Genomic DNA, 19152 nt, shown 5'->3' on the forward strand with positions numbered 1-19152 from the left:
CTCCGACGATCGGATGCCGCGTCCCTAAGCTGGCCGGATGCCCGACTCCCGCGCCGTCTTCGACTTCGACATCCGCTTCGCCAACGGCGGAGGACTGACCGGCGAGGGGTTCCGCCTCGACCTGCCCGGCGCCGACATCTCGACCGCCGACCTCGAGCTGCTGCTCGTGCGCCACCTCGGTCTGACCCTCGTCGGCACGGTCGAGATCACCGGCCTGGAGATCGTCGAGGAGGCCCACCGCGGCAGCCGCGGTGTCGGGAACGGTGCCGGTGACGCCGGGACCCGAAACGCTGATCGTGCAGTGATCGACCGTGCAGTGATCGATCGTGCAGAGATCGATCGTGCAGAGATCGATCGTGCAGTGATCGATCTCAGCCACCCGATCCGCGCGGGCCTCGTGACCTACCCGGGACTGCCCGCCCCGACGATCGCCTCGCACCTGACGCGCGAGGACTCGCGTGCGAAGTACGCACCGGGGACCGAGTTCGCCATGGACATCATCACGATGATCGGCAACACCGGGACCTACCTCGACTCGCCGTTCCACCGCTACGCCGAAGGCCCTGATCTCGCCGGGCTCGAGCTCGCCTCCCTCGTCGATCTCCCGGCCGAGGTGTTCCATCTCGACGACGCCTGGAGCGCGTCGGATCGCGGCATCCGCCCCGCATCCCTGGCCGATCGCGACGTCCGCGGCACGGCCGTCCTGCTGCACACCGGCTGGGACCGGCACTTCGGCACGCCCGCGTACGGCACTGGAGCGCCGTTCCTGACCGGCGAGGGCGCGCAGTGGCTGATCGACGCGGGCGTCGTGCTGGTCGGGATCGACTCGCTGAACATCGACGACACCGAATCGGGCGGCCAGCGCCCGGCGCACTCGCTGCTGCTGGCGGCCGGCGTGCACGTGGTCGAGCATCTGACGCGCCTCGAGCAGCTGCCCCCGCGCGGCGCGCGCTTCACCGCAGCACCTCCAGCGGTCGAGGGCTTCGGCACGTTCCCGGTGCGGGCGTACGCGCTGCTGTCCTAGCGTGAGGGGATGATCCCCGCCGACTTCACGCCGCACCGCCGCGACGACGGCGAACTCGTCGGATGGATCCGGCCCGCCGGTGAGTTCTGGGTCGCCGTCGACCTGCTCGGCCGTGAGGCATCGTCTCCCGTGGAGTGGCTCGATGCGGAGGCGGTGCTCGAGGAGCGCGGGCTCGGCTGGCTGGCGGAGATCTGGATGCTGGAGGGCGTCACACCCGAGCCGTGGCGCGTCCGGCTCGTCGAGGTCACCCCTGGTGGTGTCGGCGAGCCGGGACGCGTGATCGTGCAGACCGACGACTTCGGCGCGATCGATGTGCCGGTGCAGCGGATGGTGCTGGCGTGGCCCGCGCCGTCGACCCTGCGTCCGAGGCGGCCGGACGAGTCCGGCGCGTCCCCGTTCGGCTGATTCCGGATCAGCGTGTATCTGCGGCGCATGTGCCCCCTCCTTCCTCGCGAAGGAGATCACCATGCGCATCTACGTCGACCGGCTCACCGCCGTCCTGCACCCCAGCCCGCGCTCCGCGCCGATGGCGCCGCGACGCGAGCGTCCTCGTCGGGCACGCGCGACCTTCGTGCCGCTGCGGCGTGAACTCGTGCCGGCGCGCTGAGGCGCGCGTACTCCCGCCGCGCGCTCTCATCCGCTCGGCCCGGCACGGTCCCACGCGTACCCTGAATGGATGACGGTCGTCCCGACCCGGGGAACCTGGAGGCGTCGCGTCGCGGCGCTCGTGGGAAGCGCGCTGATCCTCGCGCTCGCCGCGTGCGCGCCCGGCGCCGCACCGTCGCCGAGCGCCCCGACCGCCGGCGCGCTGCCCGAGGGCATCGAGGTGGAGCTCTACCAGCTGCGTTCCGATGTCGCCGAGCGCGGCGCTCAGGTGCGGGTGGTGAATGCGTCGGACGATGACCTCGTCATCACCCGGGTCACGTTCGACGACGACTGGTTCACAGGCCCGAGTGTGCGAGAGCGCGAGAGCGGGATCGCCGCGGGCCGCACCGTCGACCTGCGGATCGAGCTGCCCGAATCGGCGTGCGACGACGAGCCGGATGCCGCGGAGCGCACGAGCCGCGTCACCCTCGAGTTCGCCGTCGGAAACGACGATGCCGCCCGCACCGCCACCGTGGAGGTGGCCGACCCGCTCGGCTTCACCGAGCTCGTGCACGAGAAGGAGTGCCTGCGGCACGACCTCGCCCAGCTCGCGACCCTCGAGTGGACCTCGTTCACTCCGAGTGCGGCGCCGTCGCCTGCCCAGCTCGTCCTGTCGATCACGCCGGGGAGCGCCACCGCCGCGGCCACGGGCGAACTGGTGCAGATCGAGACGACGAACCTGCTGCAGTTCGCCGACCTGCCGACGCCATTCCCGCTCGCAATCGCCCTGCCGCTCGCACTCGCCCCCGGAACCGCCGTGCGCGAGGTCGAAGTCCCCCTGGTGCCGCTCCGCTGCGATCCGCACGCGGTCATGGAGGACAAGCGCGGCACGGTCTTCAACCTCGGCGTCCAGGTCGACGGCGCCGTCGGGGTGGTCGAGGTCGCGGCATCCGAGCGACTCCGCGGGGACATCCTCCGCTGGGTCTCGGACTGGTGCGGCTTCGGCCCGGGGCAGGGCTGAACGGGCTCGGTCAGACCAGCAGTCGGTAGAAGCGGAACGCCGCGAACCCGTCGATCGGGAGCACCTCGGTCCCGGAGAATCCGGCCGCGCGCGCATACGCGTCGAGCGTCGCCGGCCGCATCACCGTGCCGGTGGCCACGGACTCCGGCGTCGACATGCTGTCGGGCAGGCAGATGAACAGGCTGTAGGCGTACATGATCCGGTCGATCTCGTCGCCGTCGGGCGCGAACCGGTCGGCGACCGCCTCGTCCATCACGACCACGACCCCGTCGTCCTTGACGGCGTCGCGGATCGCGCGCAGCACGCCGACCGGATCCGGCATGTCGTGGAGGGCTTCGAAGATGAACGCCGCGTCCAGGCGGCCGTTCTGACGCGTGCCGGCCAGATCCGCCAGGTCCTCGCCGGCCGCCAGCCGGAACGACACCGCCGGCATCCCGGCGGCATGCAGGCGAGCGGCCTGAAGCGACGGGGCGTCGACGTCGACTCCGAGCACCTCGGCCCCGGGGTAGGCGCGCGCCAGCGCGATCGTCGACCATCCGTGCCCGCAGCCCACGTCGGCGAGCCGCGCTCCCGCGCGGGAGAGCACCTCGTGAACGGCCGGAACCCCCGCCAAGGCCGCGCCCAGCGCGCGCTCGAACCACGGCCGGTTCATGTCGCCCTGCGCATCGCGCGCATCCGCCCCGAACTGCTCCCAGGAGACGCCGCCCCCGCCGCGGTACGCCTCCAGGAGCTCGGGAAGACGGGATGCCGCGGCCACCAGCATCCGCGCCGCCGGCGAGGTGTACGCGAGCGATCGCTCGTCGGCGAGCACCTCGGCATGCGCCCCGGGAAGACGGAAGCGCACGACGTCGCCGTCGTCCTGCGCGGTGAGGATGCCGCTCACGGCCTGCTGCTCCAGCCACTCGCGGGCGTAGCGCGGGTGCATGCCGGTGCGTCGGGCGAACTCGTCGATCGACAGCGCGTCGCCGCTGGCCAGCACGCGGTACAGCCCGAGCCGGTCGCCGACGTACACGGCGAGGGCCTCCATGCCGTCGAGCACCTGCTGGAAGATCCGCGCTGCGAAGGCGTCGACCTCCGCGGCGTCGCCGACCCCGGCGGCCGCGGCCGCCTCGTCCGGTGCAGCGCTCATGCGCCGAATGGTAGTCCTGCGCCGGGAGCCCCGCGACGGGGACAGGAGAACACGCCGGAACAGGACGATGCGTGCCGGATCGTCCTGTCCCGGTGGGATCACCTGATCTCGCGCGGCCGCGGCGACCGGCCGCACGGCATCGCCGACCTCCCCCGCGAGGCGCTTCGCGCGGTCTGACGCCGTGTCTTCGCCGAGACTCATCCGCGCCCGATGGCGCCGCGCCGTACGCTGGTCCCATGGCACCCGGCTCATGGCGAACCGCCGCCCGCAGTGATTCTCCGCTACCGACGGGGAGCGCGCTCCGGCCGCGCCGGCTGCTCGCCCTCGCCGCGCTGCTCACCGGTGCCGCGGTCGCGCTGACGGGCTGCTTCGGCGGAGGCGGCGGCAACGGGGCCGACGGCGGAACGGGTGACTTCATCGACGACGGCTGCACGCACATCGTCGTGGCGACATCGTCCGAGAAGGTCAACATGCTCGACGCGCTCGCCGACGCCTTCAAGGAGTCACCGGAGCACGACGGACTCGACACCTGCGCGACCGTTCGCCCGATCAACGTCTCTTCCGGAGACGCAACCCGCTTCCTGACGGCGAGTCAGGACAGCTGGCCGAACGAGAACACCGAGCTGTGGCCCACGCTGTGGTCGCCGGCATCCACCGTGTGGACCGAGCGCGTGGCGGCCGCAGGCTCCCCGGCACTCGTCGGCGAGCCCGAGTCGTTCACGCGGACGCCGGTCGTGTTCGGGATGCCGGAGGCCATGGCGCGCGCCCTCGGCTACCCGGCTTCGCCGGTGAGCATCACCGACCTCGAGCAGCTGTGCTCGAACCCGCGGGGCTGGGCGAGCGTCGGCAAGGACGTGTGGGGATCGTTCAAGATCTCCAAGACCAACCCGAACACCTCGACCACGGGCCTGTCGGCGATCCTGATGCAGTCGTACGAGGCATCCGGGAAGACCTCCGACCTGACCTCGGCCGATGTGGCTGCCGCCGCTGACTTCTCCCGCGTCTTCGAGGAGTGCGTCATCCACTACGGCGACACCACGGGCAAGGTGCTGAACACCCTGTACGACGAGACGCAGAACGGTGCCGGCGGGTCGGGCTACGTCTCGGCGGTCGCGCTCGAGGAGACCTCGCTGCTCAACTACAACCAGGGCAACCCCGACTCGCACACCGTGCAGCCCGGCGAGACGCTGAAGCCGCCGAAGGAGAAGCTCGTCGCGATCTACCCCGAGGGCGGATCGATGTGGTCGGACAACCCGATCACCGTGCTCGGCGCGGACTGGGTCACGCCGGAGCAGACCGAAGCCGGCAACGCGTTCGCCGCCTTCCTGCAGACCACCGCCGCGCAGCGCATCCTGCCCGAGTACGGCTTCCGGCCGCTGGACGAGTCGGTGCCGCTCGGCGATCTGTTCACGGGCGAGTACGGGGTGGATGCCGCGGGCCCGGCGATCACGCTCCCTCGCCCGAGCGTCGATGTCGTCTCGGCCGCGATCGACCAGTGGACGCAGATCCGCAAGCCGTCGTCGGTGCTCGAGCTCATCGACATCTCCGGATCGATGGACGACCCGATCGGCGACGGACGGTCCAAGCTCGACGGCGCGATCGAGGGTGCCCAGTCCACGCTCAGCCACTTCCGCTCCAGCGACGAGGTCGGCGTCTGGGCGTTCACGACCGATATCGAGTCCGAAGCCGGCAAGGGCATCGCGGTGCTCCGTGACGTCGAGCCCCTCGGATCGGACCGCGAGTCGCTGGACACCTCGCTCGATGACCTGCACTACGCCACGCGTCAGGGCACCCCGCTCTACGATTCCATCGCGCTCGCGTACGACAACATGGTGGCGCGGGCCGAACCCGGACGCATCAACGCGATCGTCGTACTCTCGGACGGGCAGGACACCGACTCCTCGATCTCGCTGGATTCGCTGATCGCCAAGATCTCGCAGGCCTCGCGCGAGGGCGGCGACGACGCTCCGGTGCGCATCTTCCCGATCGCCTACGGCGAGGGAGCAGACAGCTCGGCGCTGCAGCGCATCGCCGAGGCCACCGGGGGCCAGTGGTTCGATGCGTCCGACGCCGCGAAGATCGATCTCGTGTTCGCCTCGGTCATCAACAACTTCTAGGCAGCGACGATGACCCTGATCCTCACCGCCGCCGACGGGTACATCGACGAGGCGGCCGATGCTCTGGCCGCCAGCAACGTCTTCGTCTCGTCGGAAGTGAGCGGCGCGGGTGCCCTTCGCGACACGCTGCAGCAGCAGGTATCGGGCGATTCGATCGCGATCGCGGTGTTCTCGGACAACGCAGCGCTGGAGGCATCCGGTCCCGACATCGTCTCCGCGCTGGCAGGGAAGACCACCTACGACACGATCATCGTGGCCGTGGGCGACGACCTCTCCGCAGGGTCACGGGTCCTCGAGTCCGGGCGGGCGATGCAGATCGCCAACGAGGCAGAGGGCTCGGCCGGCAGCCTGACCGATGCGCTGACCGAGACGGTGATCGGCGTGCAGACCGCCGGCGACCAGAATGTGGCCATCCCCGAGGCGGGATCGGACGGCGGAGCGATCGTCGGCATCGTGCTCGCGAGCGCTGCGGTGATCGCGGCGATCAGCGTCGCTATCGGGCTGCTGGTGAGTTCGCGTCGCCGGCGGCGTGCACGCGCGGACGAGAAGCTGCCCGAGGGCGTCGAGAACCAGCTCGTCGTGCTGCGATCGCTGATCCCCGAGTACGCCGACCTCGCGGCATCCGGCGACGCGGTCGCCGCGCGAACGCGCGACGACCTCGACGCCATCGTCACCAACACGACCGAGCTGTTCTCGCGCATCGATCGGCGCAGCGCCGAAGGCCAGCTGAGCATCGCCGCCGTCGAGTACGACGACAAGCTGCGCAAGCTGACGGCCGCGGTCGGGCGCGACTATCTGCTGGACATCCTCACCCACCAGGGCCTCTGGGAAGACCCCGACGATCGCGTGCGCGAGGTGAGCGGCGCGGTCACCGCCGTCTCGGAGGAGCTCGTCGAGAACATCAAGCAGGTCAATGCGCGCAGGGGCCTGCACTTCCAGGTGTCGCTGGACGGTCTGATCGGCAAGCGCAAGGAACTGCAGGACTGGGAGCGCGAGTTCAACAGCGCGACCGGTGAGCCGGATCGCCCGCAGACGGGTGCGTAGCCGCGGATAGGATTGATGGATGCCGCGCCCTGCGCGGCGCCGCGAATCCGCACCCTCACCCGACCATTGGAGCCACCGTGGCCGAGCAGTCCCGCCTCGACAAAGTCATCGCCCTCGCCCGTCACCGCGGGTTCGTGTTCCAGGCCGGTGAGATCTACGGCGGATCCCGCTCGGCGTGGGACTACGGCCCCCTCGGCACGGAGCTGAAGGAGAACATCCGGCGCCAGTGGTGGCAGACGTTCGTCCGGGGCCGCGGCGACATGGTCGGCCTCGACTCCTCGGTCATCCTGCCCAAGCGCGTGTGGGAGGCATCCGGTCATGTCGCGACCTTCACCGACCCGCTCGTGGAGTGCCTCAGCTGCCATCGCCGCTTCCGCGCCGACAACCTGATCGAGGACTACGAGGCCCGCAAGGGGCGCCCCGCCGAGAACGGGCTGGCCGATGCGCCGTGCCCGAACTGCGGCACCCGCGGCCAGTACACCGAGCCGAAGGCGTTCTCGGGTCTGATGAAGACCTACCTCGGCGTCGTCGACGACGAGTCGGGCCTGCACTACCTGCGCCCCGAAACGGCCCAGGGCATCTTCGTGAACTTCGGCAACGTCGTGACCGCGTCGCGCAAGAAGCCGCCGTTCGGCGTCGGTCAGGTCGGAAAAGCCTTCCGCAACGAGATCACGCCCGGAAACTTCATCTTCCGCACGCGCGAGTTCGAGCAGATGGAGATCGAGTTCTTCGTGCCCCCCGCCGAGGCCCAGGAGTGGTTCGAGCACTGGGTCGAGGCGTGCTGGAACTGGTTCGTCGATCTGGGCATCGACCCCGCGCACATGCGCCGGTTCGACGTGCCCGCCGAAGACCGCGCGCACTACTCGGCCGGCACGATCGACGTCGAGTACGAGTTCGGCTTCGCCGGCAAGCAGTGGGGCGAGCTGATGGGTGTCGCCAACCGCACCGATTACGACCTGAAGAGCCACTCCGAGGCATCCGGTCAGTCGCTCACCTACTTCGATCAGGCCAGCGGCGAGCGCTACACCCCCTACGTCATCGAGCCCTCGTTCGGCCTCACCCGCGCCATGATGGCGTTCCTGGTCGATTCGTACTTCGAGGAGGAGGTGCCCAACGCCAAGGGCGGCACCGACACCCGCACGGTGCTCAAGCTCGACCCGCGCCTGGCGCCGGTCAAGGCCGCAGTGCTGCCGCTCTCGCGCAACGAGCAGCTCTCGCCGATCGCCCGCGAAGTGGCCGCCGACCTGCGCGGCGAGTGGAACGTCGACTTCGACGACGCCGGTGCGATCGGTCGCCGCTACCGCCGTCAGGACGAGATCGGCACGCCGTTCTGCATCACCGTCGACTTCGATTCGCTCGAGGACCGCGCGGTCACCGTGCGCGACCGCGACACGATGGCGCAGGAGCGCGTGCCGCTCGAGACGCTGCACGCGTATCTCGCCGAACGGCTGCGAGGCGCCTGACCTCCGGGTGACGGGTCGGCCCCACTCGCGCCACTAGACTGACCGGATGCGGAGGCGACGGGCGTCGCTGCGGACTTCGGGTGGGGGCCTCATGAACGTTCGACGGCATCGCGTTCTCGCGGGAGCGCTGGGCGCCACGGCGCTCGCGGCACTCCTCGTCGGCTGCGGACCCGCTCCCTGGGACGCGCCGGGCGCGAGCAGCAGCCCGAAGCCGAGCAAGAGCGCCACCGTGGCGGCGCCGGTGCCCAACGACCTGTCCAGCGGCTCCACGCAGCGCGCCCTGCAGACCGGTGCCGTCGCGGCCACCGTCGACTACTGGTCGGATCTGACGATGGACAAGTGGACGGCGTCGGCGGTCAAGCCCGTCAGCCTGTCGATGGTGACCACCATCACCCCGAACGACGGTCAGAAGGTGTACCTGCAGCGGGCCACGATGGTCGCCGTCCCGGGCACCGCGACAGAAGATCTCGACGCCCTGTCGGCGCAGACCGATCAGGCCACGGTGAGCCCCGGCTACCTGGTGCTCTCGCCCTACAGCTACTCGCAGACCTTCAACGTCGGGCCGGTTCCCGCCGAGGCGACGCACGTCACGCTGCAGTTCACCTACGACTTCCTCGTGCAGACGACGCCGACCTCCACCGAGTACGCGAAGCAGACCGCGACCGACACGCTGACCGTCGCGATCGCCGCCACCGACTGAGTTTCCGGCGCCGTCCGGCGGTTTTCTTGCGCGAATCTTGCGCATCCTGAGGTTCCGGCGCTTTCTTCGCACGATCCCGTGCAGAACTGCGGGCTGAGCGCTGGCTGTGTTCTGCGCTCCTCGCGGTCGATCTCCGATGCTTGAACCAACGCCGAGGGCTGCAGCTCAGCCCGGCAACGGACTTCATCCTGATCCACCGACTCCCACGAAGGCTTTGACATGACTGACCTCGCCCGCCGCAACATCTCGGCCGCCGACCTCGTGGTCGTCGAGGACAACACGCACGGCTTCCCCGACGACTTCGACGAGGTGCTCGACGGCTCGTCTGTGCACCGCTCGACCATCGGCTGCGTCATCCCCGCATACAACGAGGAGGAGTCGATCGCCCAGGTGATCGAGTCGCTGCTCAGCCAGACCCGCGTTCCCGACGTGATCCACGTGGTCGTCAACAACACCACCGACGCGACGGTGAAGATCGCCTCGCAGTACGCCGGCCCGCACGAGATGGTCACCGAGCTCGGCGAGCAGTTCACCGAGCTCTTCGTGCACGACATCGGCAAGAACCCCGACAAGAAGGTCGGCGCGCTCAACTACGGCTACGCGCTCGTCGAGGGCTACGACTACCTGCTGGGCGTCGACGGCGACACGGTCGCGGACTCGAAGGCGATCGAGCTGCTGGAGACCGAGGCGATCTCGGACACCCGCATCGGCGGCATCTCGGCGATCTACTCGATCGACGACAAGCCGATCAAGGGCTTCATCGCGAAGTTCCTCATCACGGGTCAGCGTTCGCAGTTCGCGGCCTTCAACCTGCAGAACCTGCTGCGCGGCCGCAACATGGCCGTCCTCGGCGGGCAGTTCTCGATCTTCTCGACGCAGGCACTGCGTGACGTGATGAAGCAGAACCACCAGAGCGCGCCGTGGGTCAAGGACAGCGAGGTCGAGGACTCGCTGCTGTCGCTGCAGATCAAGAGCGCCGGGTACCTCACCAAGATCAGCCCCTTCGCCCGCGCCGACGTCGGCGGCATGACCACCCTCCGCGCCCTGGACGCGCAGCAGGTCAAGTGGACCTACGGCGCGATCGAGCTCATGTGGCCCGGCCAGCGCGGCGACACGAAGGGTCAGCCGTTCCACCCGAACCTGCGCGTGCGGTGGCTGGAGAACTTCGGCATGCTCACGAACCTGTTCGTGCGGGTCGCGTTCATCACGCTGCTGGCCGCCTCGCTCTCGATCGGCGCCTTCGTCTTCTCCCCGTGGTGGCTCATCCCGGTGGGCATGGCCCTCGCGCTGAACCTGCGCATGGCGATGACCATGAAGAACCACGACTCGCGCGACATCCTGTTCGCCGTCCTGTTCTTCCCGGCGGAGATCTACATGTGGATCCGGCTGGCGCACTTCCTGCGCTCCTGGACCCGGTTCCTCTCCCGCAAGAAGGTCGACAACTGGGCGATGCAGGCCAAGGCCGAGAAGGGCGCGGGCCTCGGGCACTGGACGCCGCTCATCGTCGTCTTCGCGGTCGTCATCGCCCTCGCCTTCATCTGGACGCTCCTGGGCACGGTCGCCCAGTCGACCATCCTCTGGATCGGCTGGCCGATCGTCGGCGTCGTCACCGTCCTGCAGACGCTCATGATGTTCCTGCGCCTGGTCCGTCGTCAGCACGGCTTCAAGGTCTGACATCGCACAGCGGAATGCCCCGGCTCGATTCGAGCCGGGGCATTCGCGCGTCCGCCGAGCGCGACGCGGTCGTCGGTGTCAGGCGATGCGGTCGGAGGTCAGCCGGTAGCCGACGCCGCGCACCGTCTCGATGTAGCGCGGATTCGACGGATTGTCGTTCAGCTTGCGGCGCAGGTTGGTCATGTGCGCCTCGATGGCACGCTTGTCGGCGTCGCCGACGAAGTAACTCGTCACGTAGGACTCGCCGCGCAGCAGCAGCGTGAGGTCGGCCTTGCTGCGCACGCGTCGCTTGGATTCCAGGAGCGCGGCGAGCAGGTCGAACTCGGTGCGGGTGAGCTCGAGCTCGGTGTTGCCGAGGATCACGATCCGCGAATCCGGGTCGAGCCGGAGGTCGCGGTGCTCGAGCCAGGTGCCGTCGTCGGCCACGGCGATCACGGTCGAGTCCGCGCCGGTCGTGGCGAGGGCGGTGCCGGATGCCTCTGCCAGAACGACCACGTCATCGGATGCCGCGGCGTCGCCGGCTGCCGGAACGACGGGGATCGCCGTGGCGGCGGGTCGTCCGGCGGGGAACGAGGGCCCCACGCTCTCGCGGCCCGGTGCGGCGCTGGGCGGGGTGGCGGTCCCGGTGTTGCGCGGGCGGCGCAGCATCGCCTCGATGCGGGCGCGCAGTTCGCGCGGGCGGAACGGCTTGACGATGTACTCGTCGGCCCCGGCGCTCAGGCCCAGGATCACGTCGGTCTCGTCGCTCTGACCGGTGAGCAGGATGATGTAGGTGTCGGACTGCGCGCGGATCCGTCGCGTCGCCTCGAACCCGTCGATCCCAGGCAGGTTGACGTCCAGCGTCGTGATGAGGGGCTGGTACGTGAGCACGGCGCGAACGCCGTCCAGGCCGTTGCCGACCGAGACGGTCGAGAATCCTGCGGCCTCGAGCACCTCGGCGAGGATGTGCCGGATGTCGGCGTCGTCCTCGATGATGACTGCGGTCTTGGGCACCTCGGCGGCGTTGTTCATGCGCAAATCACTCTCTGCTCGCGTGGGGCGGCGTCGCACCCGGGGAGCGGAACGCCATCGGTCGGATGCACTCGCGAGTGTGAGGTGCTACCGATGCTACACAGACGCGGACGTGCGCTGCGTCATCAGCGCACGTCGCGGGTGAGCTCGATCGCTGCCTTCGACCACCAGGCGCCCGCCGCCGGGCCCCCGTTGCACGAGCCGTCGCTCTCGCCGGGAACCTTGATCCACAGGTTCGTATCGACCACGTCATCGCCGATCGAGCCGCCCGGCTCGCCGATCAGACGGCCGGACGGATTGCACCACTCGCCGTTCGAGCCGGCACCGTTGCGCGATGTATCGATGACGGCGTGGAGGCCACCGCCGAGGGCATCGGCCAGACGGTGCGCGTAGTCGACCTCCTCGTCGGTCGCGTTGTAATTGGACACGTTGGTGGCGAACCCGCGCACGCGACCGAGGTCGCCCACCTGCGAGATGAGCGATGCCATCTCGGTGACCGGGAGCCACTGCGAGTGGCCTGCATCCAGATAGATCCAGGAGTCGCCGGCCCGCAGCGCGTCGATCGCCTTGCTCAGCTGGTCGGCGCGGTCCTCGATGTTGCCGCATTCCGGCGCGAGCGCCAGGCTGTCCGGCTCGAGGACGAGGATGGAGCGGACCTCGGATGCCTCGCGCAGCGCGCCGCCGATCTCCGCGGTCCACGTCTCGTAGTCGGCGGATTCCAGACCGCCCGCCGAGAACTGCCCGCAGTCGCGTTCCGGCAGGCCGTAGATGACCAGCGCCAGCGCGGCGTTCTGCGATCGCGCCTCGGCGGCGAGCTCGGCCACGCGGTCGCCGACCTGGCCGATCGGCTCCGCTTCGGGGGTGAGCCAGACGGCCGTGGGCTGCTCGCCGAGATACTCCGCCGCGGCGTGCGCCGGCGTGCCCGCCTTGGACGTACCGGCGGCGACGAGGGCCTTCGAGTCGGTGGAGGTCACGATCGTGGTGCCCGGGCCGGGCGGCGACGGCGGTCGCGGGATCAGCGCCACGATCACGACGATCGCGACGACGACGGCAGCGACGCCGGCGATGCCGGCGATGATGGTGCGCGCGAGCGTGCGCTTCTTCCCGCGTCCGGGCGGGGGTGAGGGAAACCGGGACGACGCACGGGTGCCGCTCACCGGCGGCCGCTGCCGTCGCCGGCCGGTGTGCCGAAGTCAGTCGCGGTGACGGTGCGGACCGAGGCGCGGACGATCTCCTCCAGCACGGCGGTGTCGACGTCGTCGAGGTTCTTCAGGTACAGGCATCCGGCACCCGTGGTGTGCGGACCGAGGGCGGCCAGCTCCTCCGCATGCGCCTCGACACCGTCGGGCAGGTAGAGCGTGATGGCGGTCTTGCGGGGAGCGAAGGATGCGACCGGTGCATCGCCCTCGGTGCCGGTGGGGTAGCGGTAATGGTACGAGCCGAAGCCGACGATCGAGCCCCACATCGCAGGCTCCTCGCCGGTGATTCGCGTCATCAGCCTCGACAGCGCGTGTGCGTCGCGCTGCCGCACGGCAGGCGTCACCGCCGCGAGGTACTCGTCCGGGTCGGCGCCGGTCGGCTTCATGAGATCTCCTTCGGGGCGATCTTGCCGCCGGACTTCATCGCCCGCTTGTATTCACGCACCTTGGTCAGCGACTCGGGCGAGACGATGTCGGCGACACTTCGGAACGATCCCTCGTCGCCGTAGTCGCCGGCGGCGGCGCGCCAGCCTTCGCCGGTGAAGCCGTACTGCTTGCCTAGCAGGGCAAGGAAGATCTTCGCCTTCTGCTCGCCGAAGCCGGGCAGCGCCTTCAGGCGCCGGAGCACCTCGGCCCCGTCGGGCTCGCCGCGCGTCCAGATCGCCGCGGCATCCCCATCCCAGTCCGAGACGATCGCCCGGCACAGCGCCTGCACGCGAGCCGCCATGGATCCGGGGTAGCGGTGGACGGCGGGCGTCCTGCGGAACGCTTCGACGAGCGCGTCGGGGTCGGAGTCCGCGAGGGTCGCGGCATCCAGCGATCCGGTCCGCTCGCGGATCTTCAGCGGTCCTGAGAAGGCGGTCTCCATCGCGACCTGCTGATCCAGCAGCATGCCGATCAACAGCGCGAGCGGCTCATCGGTGAGCAGCCGATCGGCCGCCTCGTCGTCGGTGATGTGCAGGCTCATGCGGCAAGTCTGGCATCCTCTCCGCGTCCGCGGTCTCCTCGATTAGGTTGGCAGGATCGCGCCGGCGCACCTCGGCGCCGACGAGCCTCGGAGGAATCAGCCCCATGCCCGACGGTCGTGCGCTGTCGACGGCGAGTCTGCTGACGGCCCGCGCGATGGCCCGGCGTGGCCTGCTGGCGAGCGCGACGGCCACGGTCGCGGTGGCCGTGGCGACGGTGTGCGCGGTGCTCGGGTGGCTCTCGATCGCGGTGGATGGAGCGGCGGATGCCTCAGCGCCGGGGGTTCCCGCGGCCGAGACCGCTGCGCGGGTCGACGCAGGTGTCGGTGCCCTGGTGTCGGCGGCACCGGCGCTGATCCTGCTGGTCGGCATCCTCGCGGCGACCGCGGCGGCGCAACTGGCTCGACTGCTCGCCGCCGCCCGCGAGCAGGAGCGCTCCAACGCCCGTGCGCGAGGTCTCTCGCACGCGCAGGCGGTGCGTGCCGACGCCATCGAGGCCGCGGCGGTCGCCGCGACAGGCGGTCTGACAGGCCTCGTGGTGGCGGTCGTGCTCGCCGTCGTGGGAAGCGCGCAGGACGGGGCCGGCACCTGGCTCGATGCCGCCGCTGTCGCTCTGGGCTTCTGGTGGGTCGCCGTCGTCACGTCATCGGCCCTCGGGCTCGTGCTCGTCCTCGCCGCCATGAGCGGCATCCGCCCGACCCGGCGCGGCGCCCGGGCGGCGACGACGACCCTTCTGGTGCTGGCGATCGCGGCGGCCGCGTTCGTCACCTGGCAGGTGCGCTACGCGCGGCCGACCGGCTTCGATCCGATCGTGGCGCTCGCGCCGACGCTCGTCCTGGGGGCCGGGGCGATCCTCGTCCTCGGGGTCTTCAGCGCAGGCGCTCTGGCCTGGGCGCGGATGGCGGCCGCGCGCCGCGGGCTCGCACCGGCTTACCCGGCGCGTCAGGTGGTGCGCCGCCTGCCGATCTACGCGGTCGCGGTGCTCCTGGTCGGACTCACCTCGGCCCAGATCGTGTTCGCCGCCGCCTACGCCGCGACCTGGACGAGCATGGCGACGGACTCCGCCGCCCTCCGCGCGGGGACCGATCTGCGGGTCGACCTCGAGCCGCAGGCGGCGACGCCCGGGACCGTCGCCACGACGGCGGGCGTCGCCGGAGTGGATGCGGCGGCACCGGCGCTCGCAACGGGGATCGAGATCGGCGACGGAAAGGCCGAACTGATCGCGGTGCCCACGGATGCCGTGGCGACGGTCGTCACATCGGCGGGCGGAATCGTGGATGCCAACGAGCTGCTGTCCGGCCTCGCCCCGGCCGCGGAGACGGTGGTCGCCGAGCCTGTCGCGCTCGGCGCGGATGCGACGGGAATCCAGGCCACCGCGACGGTGCAGACCACCAGAGCAGGCGGGGCGGCGGGCCTGCAGCTGGCCGCGATCGTCGTGGATGCGACCGGCGCGAGCGCTCAGGTGCGCCTCAGCGGTGACGCCGCGGGCATGGACGAGGGATCCTCGGCGAGGATCACCGGCTCCGGCACGCTGCCGGAAGGGACTGCGCCGTGGTCGCTCGTGGCGGTCACCGCCGCCATGCAGGCGAATTTCGGCAGCACCACGGCGGTCGTCACCCTCGAGGAGGTCAGCGCCGTGGCCGGATCGGTGCTGCCCGTCCAGGGCCGAGCGGAGCTCAGTGAGACCGCACGCGAGCAGGTGCTGTGGCTCGGTGACGCCGACGATGACAGCACCGAGCCGCGGCCCGTGCGGGCGGCGCTGACCACCGAGCTCGCGGCCCGGCTCGGGATGGAGATCGGCGACTCGTTCGAGTTCCGCTACGCCGGCAGCGGGCGCCGCGGTCAGGTCGAGGTCGGTGCGGTCATCCCGGCGGTTCCGGGTGCTGCGTCCTCACTCGCACTCTTCGCGCCCCTCGATGTCCTGCAGGTCTCGCAGCTGCAGCGCGGTGCCACGTTCGTTGCGGGATCATCGGTGTGGGCCTCGGGTGATCCGTCGGCCGATGTCGCCCTCAGCGCCGCGCTGGAGGATCGCCCGGTGGCCACCTCCGCGCCGGGTGTGACCGACGCCGTGGTCGGCGCCCTGGTCCCGGGCTGGTGGATCGCGACGGCTGGGTCCGTCGTCCTCTCGCTCATCGCCGTGTTCGCGATCGTGCAGACCCTCGCACTCGCCCGGCGCCGCGAGCTCGGCGTCCTTCGCGCACTGGGAGTGACGCGCAGTGCCCAGGCGCGCACCCGGGCCGCCGAACTCGGCGGCGTGATCGCGACGGCCGTGGTCGTCGGCGCAGCCGCAGGCGTGCTCGTCGGTGTGCTGATCGTGCCCGACCTCGTCCGGGCGACGACCCCCGGCATCCTGGCCCTCGGCACCGGCATCGGGATCGCCTGGGTTCCGCTCGGGGTCGCACTCGGCGCATTCGTGCTCGGACTCGCCGCGATCGTCGGGAGCGCCGCTGTCGGTGTGCGCCGCGCTGCGGCCGCCTCGACCGTGGGGGAGGAGTCGCGATGAGTCGTCGTGTCGGGACGCTGCCGCTTCTCGCCCACCACCTCGGGTCGCGCTCCGGCGGCGCCGTCACGGTGGCCGTGCTGATCCTGGTGCTGAGCCTGCTCGCGACGGCGACGCCGCTCGCGCTGAGCGCGCTGGCCGACGCTGCGCTGCGCGATCGTGTGGCGTCCCTGGGTGCGCTCGAGCGCGACGTCGAGACGACGCAGGCGGGTCTGCCGCAGGTGGACCGCGCGACACCGACGGCGGATGCGACGACCGACCGCGTGTGGGGCGGCTTCACCGACGCCGTCGAGCGCATCCGCGGCGAGGCCGGACCGGCGTTGATGCCGCTGCTCGGTGCGGCGCGGACGGTCGCCGTCGTGACGGACAACGCGGTGCTGGAGGACCCGCGGACGCTCGGGCTGAGCGTCGCGTTCGACCCCGCATTCGCTGAGCAGATCGAGATGGCGGGGGGCCGGATGCCGGAGCCGGCGACCGCCGGCACCGATGGCGGCTCGGCAGGCGTGCGGGTGGAGATCGTGCTGTCCACCGACACCGCCGACCAGATGGGGTGGACGGTGGGCGAGTCCCGCACGATCGGGGTCGCAGACGCACTCACCGAGACCGTGCTCACCGGCACCTTCACGGCGGCCGACCCCGACGATGAGTACTGGCAGCACGTGACCTCGGTGCTCGACCCGAACATCTTCGACGACGGCAATGCTCCGCGTCGCGTCACCGGCACGGGATTCGCGCACCCCGCCTCACTGCCCTCCGCGTACGGGTTGGCCGGGCAGCCGTCGACCACCGTGTGGTACCCGTTCGATACCGGCGGTGTCGAGGCGGCGACCGCGGAGAAGACCGCCTCGGCGCTGCGCGCATTCACGGCCGTCTCCCATACGGTCGGGACGACCGCGCAGGGGGTCGGCATCCTCAGCCTGCGCTTCAGCGCCGACGCGACCGCGACGATCGAGCTGGCGCTCGCGCAGGAGGCGGCGACCGCGAGCGTGATCGCGATGGTGGTTGCCGGACCCGTCGGCGTGGCCGCCGCCGTCCTGGTCCTCGGCTGCCGGCTCATCCTGGAACGACGACGATCGGGTCTGCGACTCCTCTCGGCACGGGGAGCGTCCTCGGCGCAGCTGCGCGGCCTCCTCGGGATCGAGGGGGCGATCGTCGGGGTGCTCCCCGCCGCGCTCGGCGCGGCCGTTGCGATCACCGGCGGGATGCTGCTGTTCGACGCGGCCGCGAACCTGCCCGCCGACCTCGTGGCTGCCGCGATCCTGGCGCTCGCCCCGCTCGGCATCCTCGTCGCGCTCGCCGGGTCGACGGCCGAGCGCGCGGAGCGCGCCGATCTCGGACGCCGGTCCTCCCGCGCCCGTCTCATCCTCGAGGGCGCCACGCTCGCGGTCGCCTCCGTGGCCGTTGCCCTCCTGTTCCTCCGTGGGTACGGCTCCTCGGCCGGCATCGACCCCCTGCAGGCGGCGACCCCGCTGCTGCTGGCGCTCGTCGCCTGCCTGGTGACGTTGCGGGTCTACCCGGTGCCGCTGCGGGCGGTTCTGGCGCGGGCACGACGATCGCGGGGTCTGAACGGCTTCCTCGGCGCGGCACGGGCGCTCCGCGAGCCCTCGATCGGGCTGACGCCCGTGCTCGCGCTCGTGGTCGGGGTGTCGGTCGCGGTCTCCTCGGGTGTCCTGCTGTCGTCGCTGCAGGGCGGGGTGGAGCAGGCGGCCCAGGGCCAGGTGGGCGCGGACCTGCGTGTCACGGGCGGCACGTTCACGGCCGAGCAGCTCGATCAGGTCCGCGCACTCGACGGGGTCCGCGATGCCACCGGCATCTCGGGTGCGGAGGTGGCCACCGTCGACACCGGGCAGAGGCGCCCGACATCCGTCTTCGTGGTGGATGCCGCCGATCTGCGAGCGGTGCAGGGCGAGCGCCCCGGACTGCTCCCGAGCGGCGTCTCGCTCGAGCCGGCAGGCGGTCCGATGCCGATCGTGGTGGCCGCCGCCACGGCGGCGTTCATCGGCGCGTCCGACGATGTGCGCATCGACGCCGTTCCCGCCGAGATCGTCGGGATCTCGGCCGGCCCGAGTCCGATCGGGTCACGGGAGAACTGGGTGGCGATCGACTCGTCCTACGCTGAGGAGGTGCTCGGACGCGATCCAGCGGACCGCACGCTGCTGGTCGGCCTCGCCGACCCGGGATCGGACGCCGGCGCCGGTGTCGCGCAAGCCCTGCGGGACACGCTGGGAGGCGGCATCCGCATCTCCTCCGCGGACGAGATCGTCGCCGGCATCCAGTCCGGTCCGTCCGTGCAGGGGGTGCGCTGGGCGCTCGTCGCCGCGACCGGCCTGGCCGCCCTGCTCAGCGCGCTGGCGATCGTGATGACGCTCACCCTCGCCGCAGGTGCGCGCGGGCGGGTCCTCGCGCTGCTGCGCACGCTCGGAGCGCCCCCGCGCACGTCGGTCTCGCTCGCGCTGTGGGAGATCGGGCCGCCGGTGATCGCGGCGGTCATCGCCGGAACCGTCTTCGGCGCGCTCGTGCCGGTCGTGGTGCTGGCGGGCGTCGACCTTCGTTCGTTCACCGGATCCAGCATCCAGCCGGCGTACTCCGCGGACCCCGGCACGCTGGCGCTCACCCTCGGCGTGTTCCTCGCCCTGGCCGCACTGTTCACCGCGGTCGCACTGCTGATCTCGCGGCGCGTGCGCGCCGCGTCCGCGCTGCGCACCGTCGAGGAAGGATAG

Annotated in this window: 16 protein-coding genes; 11 read left to right on the top strand and 5 right to left on the bottom strand. The window is 71.0% G+C overall.

Going from position 1 to position 19152, the window contains the following annotated elements; translation table 11 throughout:
- Positions 1-37: 37 nt before the first annotated feature.
- The 4 genes from BLT19_RS03785 to BLT19_RS03795 all read left to right on the top strand — a co-directional run bounded on the left by BLT19_RS03785 (position 38) and on the right by BLT19_RS03795 (position 2630).
- Positions 38-1024 carry a cyclase family protein gene (locus BLT19_RS03785; RefSeq protein ID WP_091486612.1) on the top strand — a complete coding sequence of 329 codons (987 nt, stop codon included), beginning with the start codon at positions 38-40 and terminating at the stop codon, positions 1022-1024.
- A gap of 9 nt (positions 1025-1033) precedes the next feature.
- Complete coding sequence (locus BLT19_RS03790) at positions 1034-1429, top strand: hypothetical protein (protein WP_091486616.1); 396 nt, start codon at positions 1034-1036, stop codon at positions 1427-1429.
- 61 nt (positions 1430-1490) lie between these two features.
- Positions 1491-1631, top strand: coding sequence for a hypothetical protein (locus BLT19_RS17505; protein WP_157681747.1), 141 nt, complete (start codon positions 1491-1493; stop codon positions 1629-1631).
- A gap of 69 nt (positions 1632-1700) precedes the next feature.
- Complete coding sequence (locus BLT19_RS03795) at positions 1701-2630, top strand: hypothetical protein (RefSeq protein WP_091486621.1); 930 nt, start codon at positions 1701-1703, stop codon at positions 2628-2630.
- Between the two features lie 10 nt (positions 2631-2640).
- Here the strand turns inward: BLT19_RS03795 and BLT19_RS03800 are convergent, their stop codons facing one another.
- Complete coding sequence (locus BLT19_RS03800; RefSeq protein ID WP_091493236.1) at positions 2641-3759, bottom strand: class I SAM-dependent methyltransferase; 1119 nt, start codon at positions 3757-3759, stop codon at positions 2641-2643.
- Between the two features lie 236 nt (positions 3760-3995).
- Here BLT19_RS03800 and BLT19_RS03805 point away from each other — a divergent pair, with 236 nt between their 5' ends.
- From BLT19_RS03805 to BLT19_RS03825, 5 genes are all read left to right on the top strand, one after another.
- Entirely contained in the window at positions 3996-5876 is a 1881-nt protein-coding gene (locus tag BLT19_RS03805; protein ID WP_231917780.1) for a substrate-binding and vWA domain-containing protein, read from the top strand.
- Between the two features lie 9 nt (positions 5877-5885).
- The gene (locus BLT19_RS03810; RefSeq protein ID WP_091486626.1) at positions 5886-6920 is read left to right on the top strand and encodes a hypothetical protein; all 1035 of its coding nucleotides are present in this window, start codon (positions 5886-5888) and stop codon (positions 6918-6920) included.
- A 77-nt stretch (positions 6921-6997) separates the two neighbouring features.
- On the top strand, positions 6998-8383 hold the full coding sequence (locus BLT19_RS03815; RefSeq protein WP_091486630.1) for a glycine--tRNA ligase: 1386 nt from the start codon (positions 6998-7000) through the stop codon (positions 8381-8383).
- A gap of 91 nt (positions 8384-8474) precedes the next feature.
- Positions 8475-9083: a hypothetical protein gene (locus BLT19_RS03820; protein WP_231917781.1), complete on the top strand. Its 609-nt coding sequence runs from the start codon at positions 8475-8477 to the stop codon at positions 9081-9083.
- Positions 9084-9302: 219 nt separating this feature from the next.
- Positions 9303-10757: a glycosyltransferase family 2 protein gene (locus BLT19_RS03825; protein WP_091486633.1), complete on the top strand. Its 1455-nt coding sequence runs from the start codon at positions 9303-9305 to the stop codon at positions 10755-10757.
- Between the two features lie 78 nt (positions 10758-10835).
- Here the strand turns inward: BLT19_RS03825 and BLT19_RS03830 are convergent, their stop codons facing one another.
- The 4 genes from BLT19_RS03830 to BLT19_RS03845 all read right to left on the bottom strand — a co-directional run bounded on the left by BLT19_RS03830 (position 10836) and on the right by BLT19_RS03845 (position 13934).
- Complete coding sequence (locus BLT19_RS03830; RefSeq protein ID WP_172825585.1) at positions 10836-11768, bottom strand: response regulator transcription factor; 933 nt, start codon at positions 11766-11768, stop codon at positions 10836-10838.
- Between the two features lie 125 nt (positions 11769-11893).
- On the bottom strand, positions 11894-12925 hold the full coding sequence (locus BLT19_RS03835) for a glycoside hydrolase family 6 protein (RefSeq protein WP_231917782.1): 1032 nt from the start codon (positions 12923-12925) through the stop codon (positions 11894-11896).
- Positions 12922-13353: a DUF1801 domain-containing protein gene (locus tag BLT19_RS03840; RefSeq protein WP_091486638.1), complete on the bottom strand. Its 432-nt coding sequence runs from the start codon at positions 13351-13353 to the stop codon at positions 12922-12924. The genes BLT19_RS03835 and BLT19_RS03840 overlap by 4 nt, the downstream gene beginning before the upstream one ends.
- A complete protein-coding gene (locus tag BLT19_RS03845; protein ID WP_091486642.1) occupies positions 13350-13934 on the bottom strand; it encodes an HhH-GPD-type base excision DNA repair protein in 585 nt (194 codons plus the stop codon). The genes BLT19_RS03840 and BLT19_RS03845 overlap by 4 nt, the downstream gene beginning before the upstream one ends.
- Before the next feature lie 104 nt (positions 13935-14038).
- Between BLT19_RS03845 and BLT19_RS03850 the strand changes: the two genes are divergently transcribed.
- On the top strand, positions 14039-16435 hold the full coding sequence (locus BLT19_RS03850; protein WP_091486647.1) for an FtsX-like permease family protein: 2397 nt from the start codon (positions 14039-14041) through the stop codon (positions 16433-16435).
- On the top strand, positions 16432-19152 hold the full coding sequence (locus BLT19_RS03855) for an FtsX-like permease family protein (RefSeq protein ID WP_091486651.1): 2721 nt from the start codon (positions 16432-16434) through the stop codon (positions 19150-19152). The genes BLT19_RS03850 and BLT19_RS03855 overlap by 4 nt, the downstream gene beginning before the upstream one ends.

The organism is Microbacterium pygmaeum (genome assembly GCF_900100885.1).
Classification (GTDB): Bacteria; Actinomycetota; Actinomycetes; order Actinomycetales; family Microbacteriaceae; genus Microbacterium; species Microbacterium pygmaeum.

What these genes read in the sequence shown, in the direction of transcription:
- BLT19_RS03820 (WP_231917781.1), top strand. Translation starts at nt 8,475, where the DNA reads ATGAACGTTCGACGGCATCGCGTTCTCGCGGGAGCGCTGGGCGCCACG.
- BLT19_RS03830 (WP_172825585.1), bottom strand. Translation starts at nt 11,768, where the DNA reads ATGAACAACGCCGCCGAGGTGCCCAAGACCGCAGTCATCATCGAGGAC.
- BLT19_RS03825 (WP_091486633.1), top strand. Translation starts at nt 9,303, where the DNA reads ATGACTGACCTCGCCCGCCGCAACATCTCGGCCGCCGACCTCGTGGTC.
- BLT19_RS03785 (WP_091486612.1), top strand. Translation starts at nt 38, where the DNA reads ATGCCCGACTCCCGCGCCGTCTTCGACTTCGACATCCGCTTCGCCAAC.
- BLT19_RS03840 (WP_091486638.1), bottom strand. Translation starts at nt 13,353, where the DNA reads ATGAAGCCGACCGGCGCCGACCCGGACGAGTACCTCGCGGCGGTGACG.
- BLT19_RS03810 (WP_091486626.1), top strand. Translation starts at nt 5,886, where the DNA reads ATGACCCTGATCCTCACCGCCGCCGACGGGTACATCGACGAGGCGGCC.
- BLT19_RS03855 (WP_091486651.1), top strand. Translation starts at nt 16,432, where the DNA reads ATGAGTCGTCGTGTCGGGACGCTGCCGCTTCTCGCCCACCACCTCGGG.
- BLT19_RS03800 (WP_091493236.1), bottom strand. Translation starts at nt 3,759, where the DNA reads ATGAGCGCTGCACCGGACGAGGCGGCCGCGGCCGCCGGGGTCGGCGAC.
- BLT19_RS03845 (WP_091486642.1), bottom strand. Translation starts at nt 13,934, where the DNA reads ATGAGCCTGCACATCACCGACGACGAGGCGGCCGATCGGCTGCTCACC.
- BLT19_RS03795 (WP_091486621.1), top strand. Translation starts at nt 1,701, where the DNA reads ATGACGGTCGTCCCGACCCGGGGAACCTGGAGGCGTCGCGTCGCGGCG.
- BLT19_RS17505 (WP_157681747.1), top strand. Translation starts at nt 1,491, where the DNA reads ATGCGCATCTACGTCGACCGGCTCACCGCCGTCCTGCACCCCAGCCCG.
- BLT19_RS03805 (WP_231917780.1), top strand. Translation starts at nt 3,996, where the DNA reads ATGGCACCCGGCTCATGGCGAACCGCCGCCCGCAGTGATTCTCCGCTA.
- BLT19_RS03850 (WP_091486647.1), top strand. Translation starts at nt 14,039, where the DNA reads ATGCCCGACGGTCGTGCGCTGTCGACGGCGAGTCTGCTGACGGCCCGC.
- BLT19_RS03790 (WP_091486616.1), top strand. Translation starts at nt 1,034, where the DNA reads ATGATCCCCGCCGACTTCACGCCGCACCGCCGCGACGACGGCGAACTC.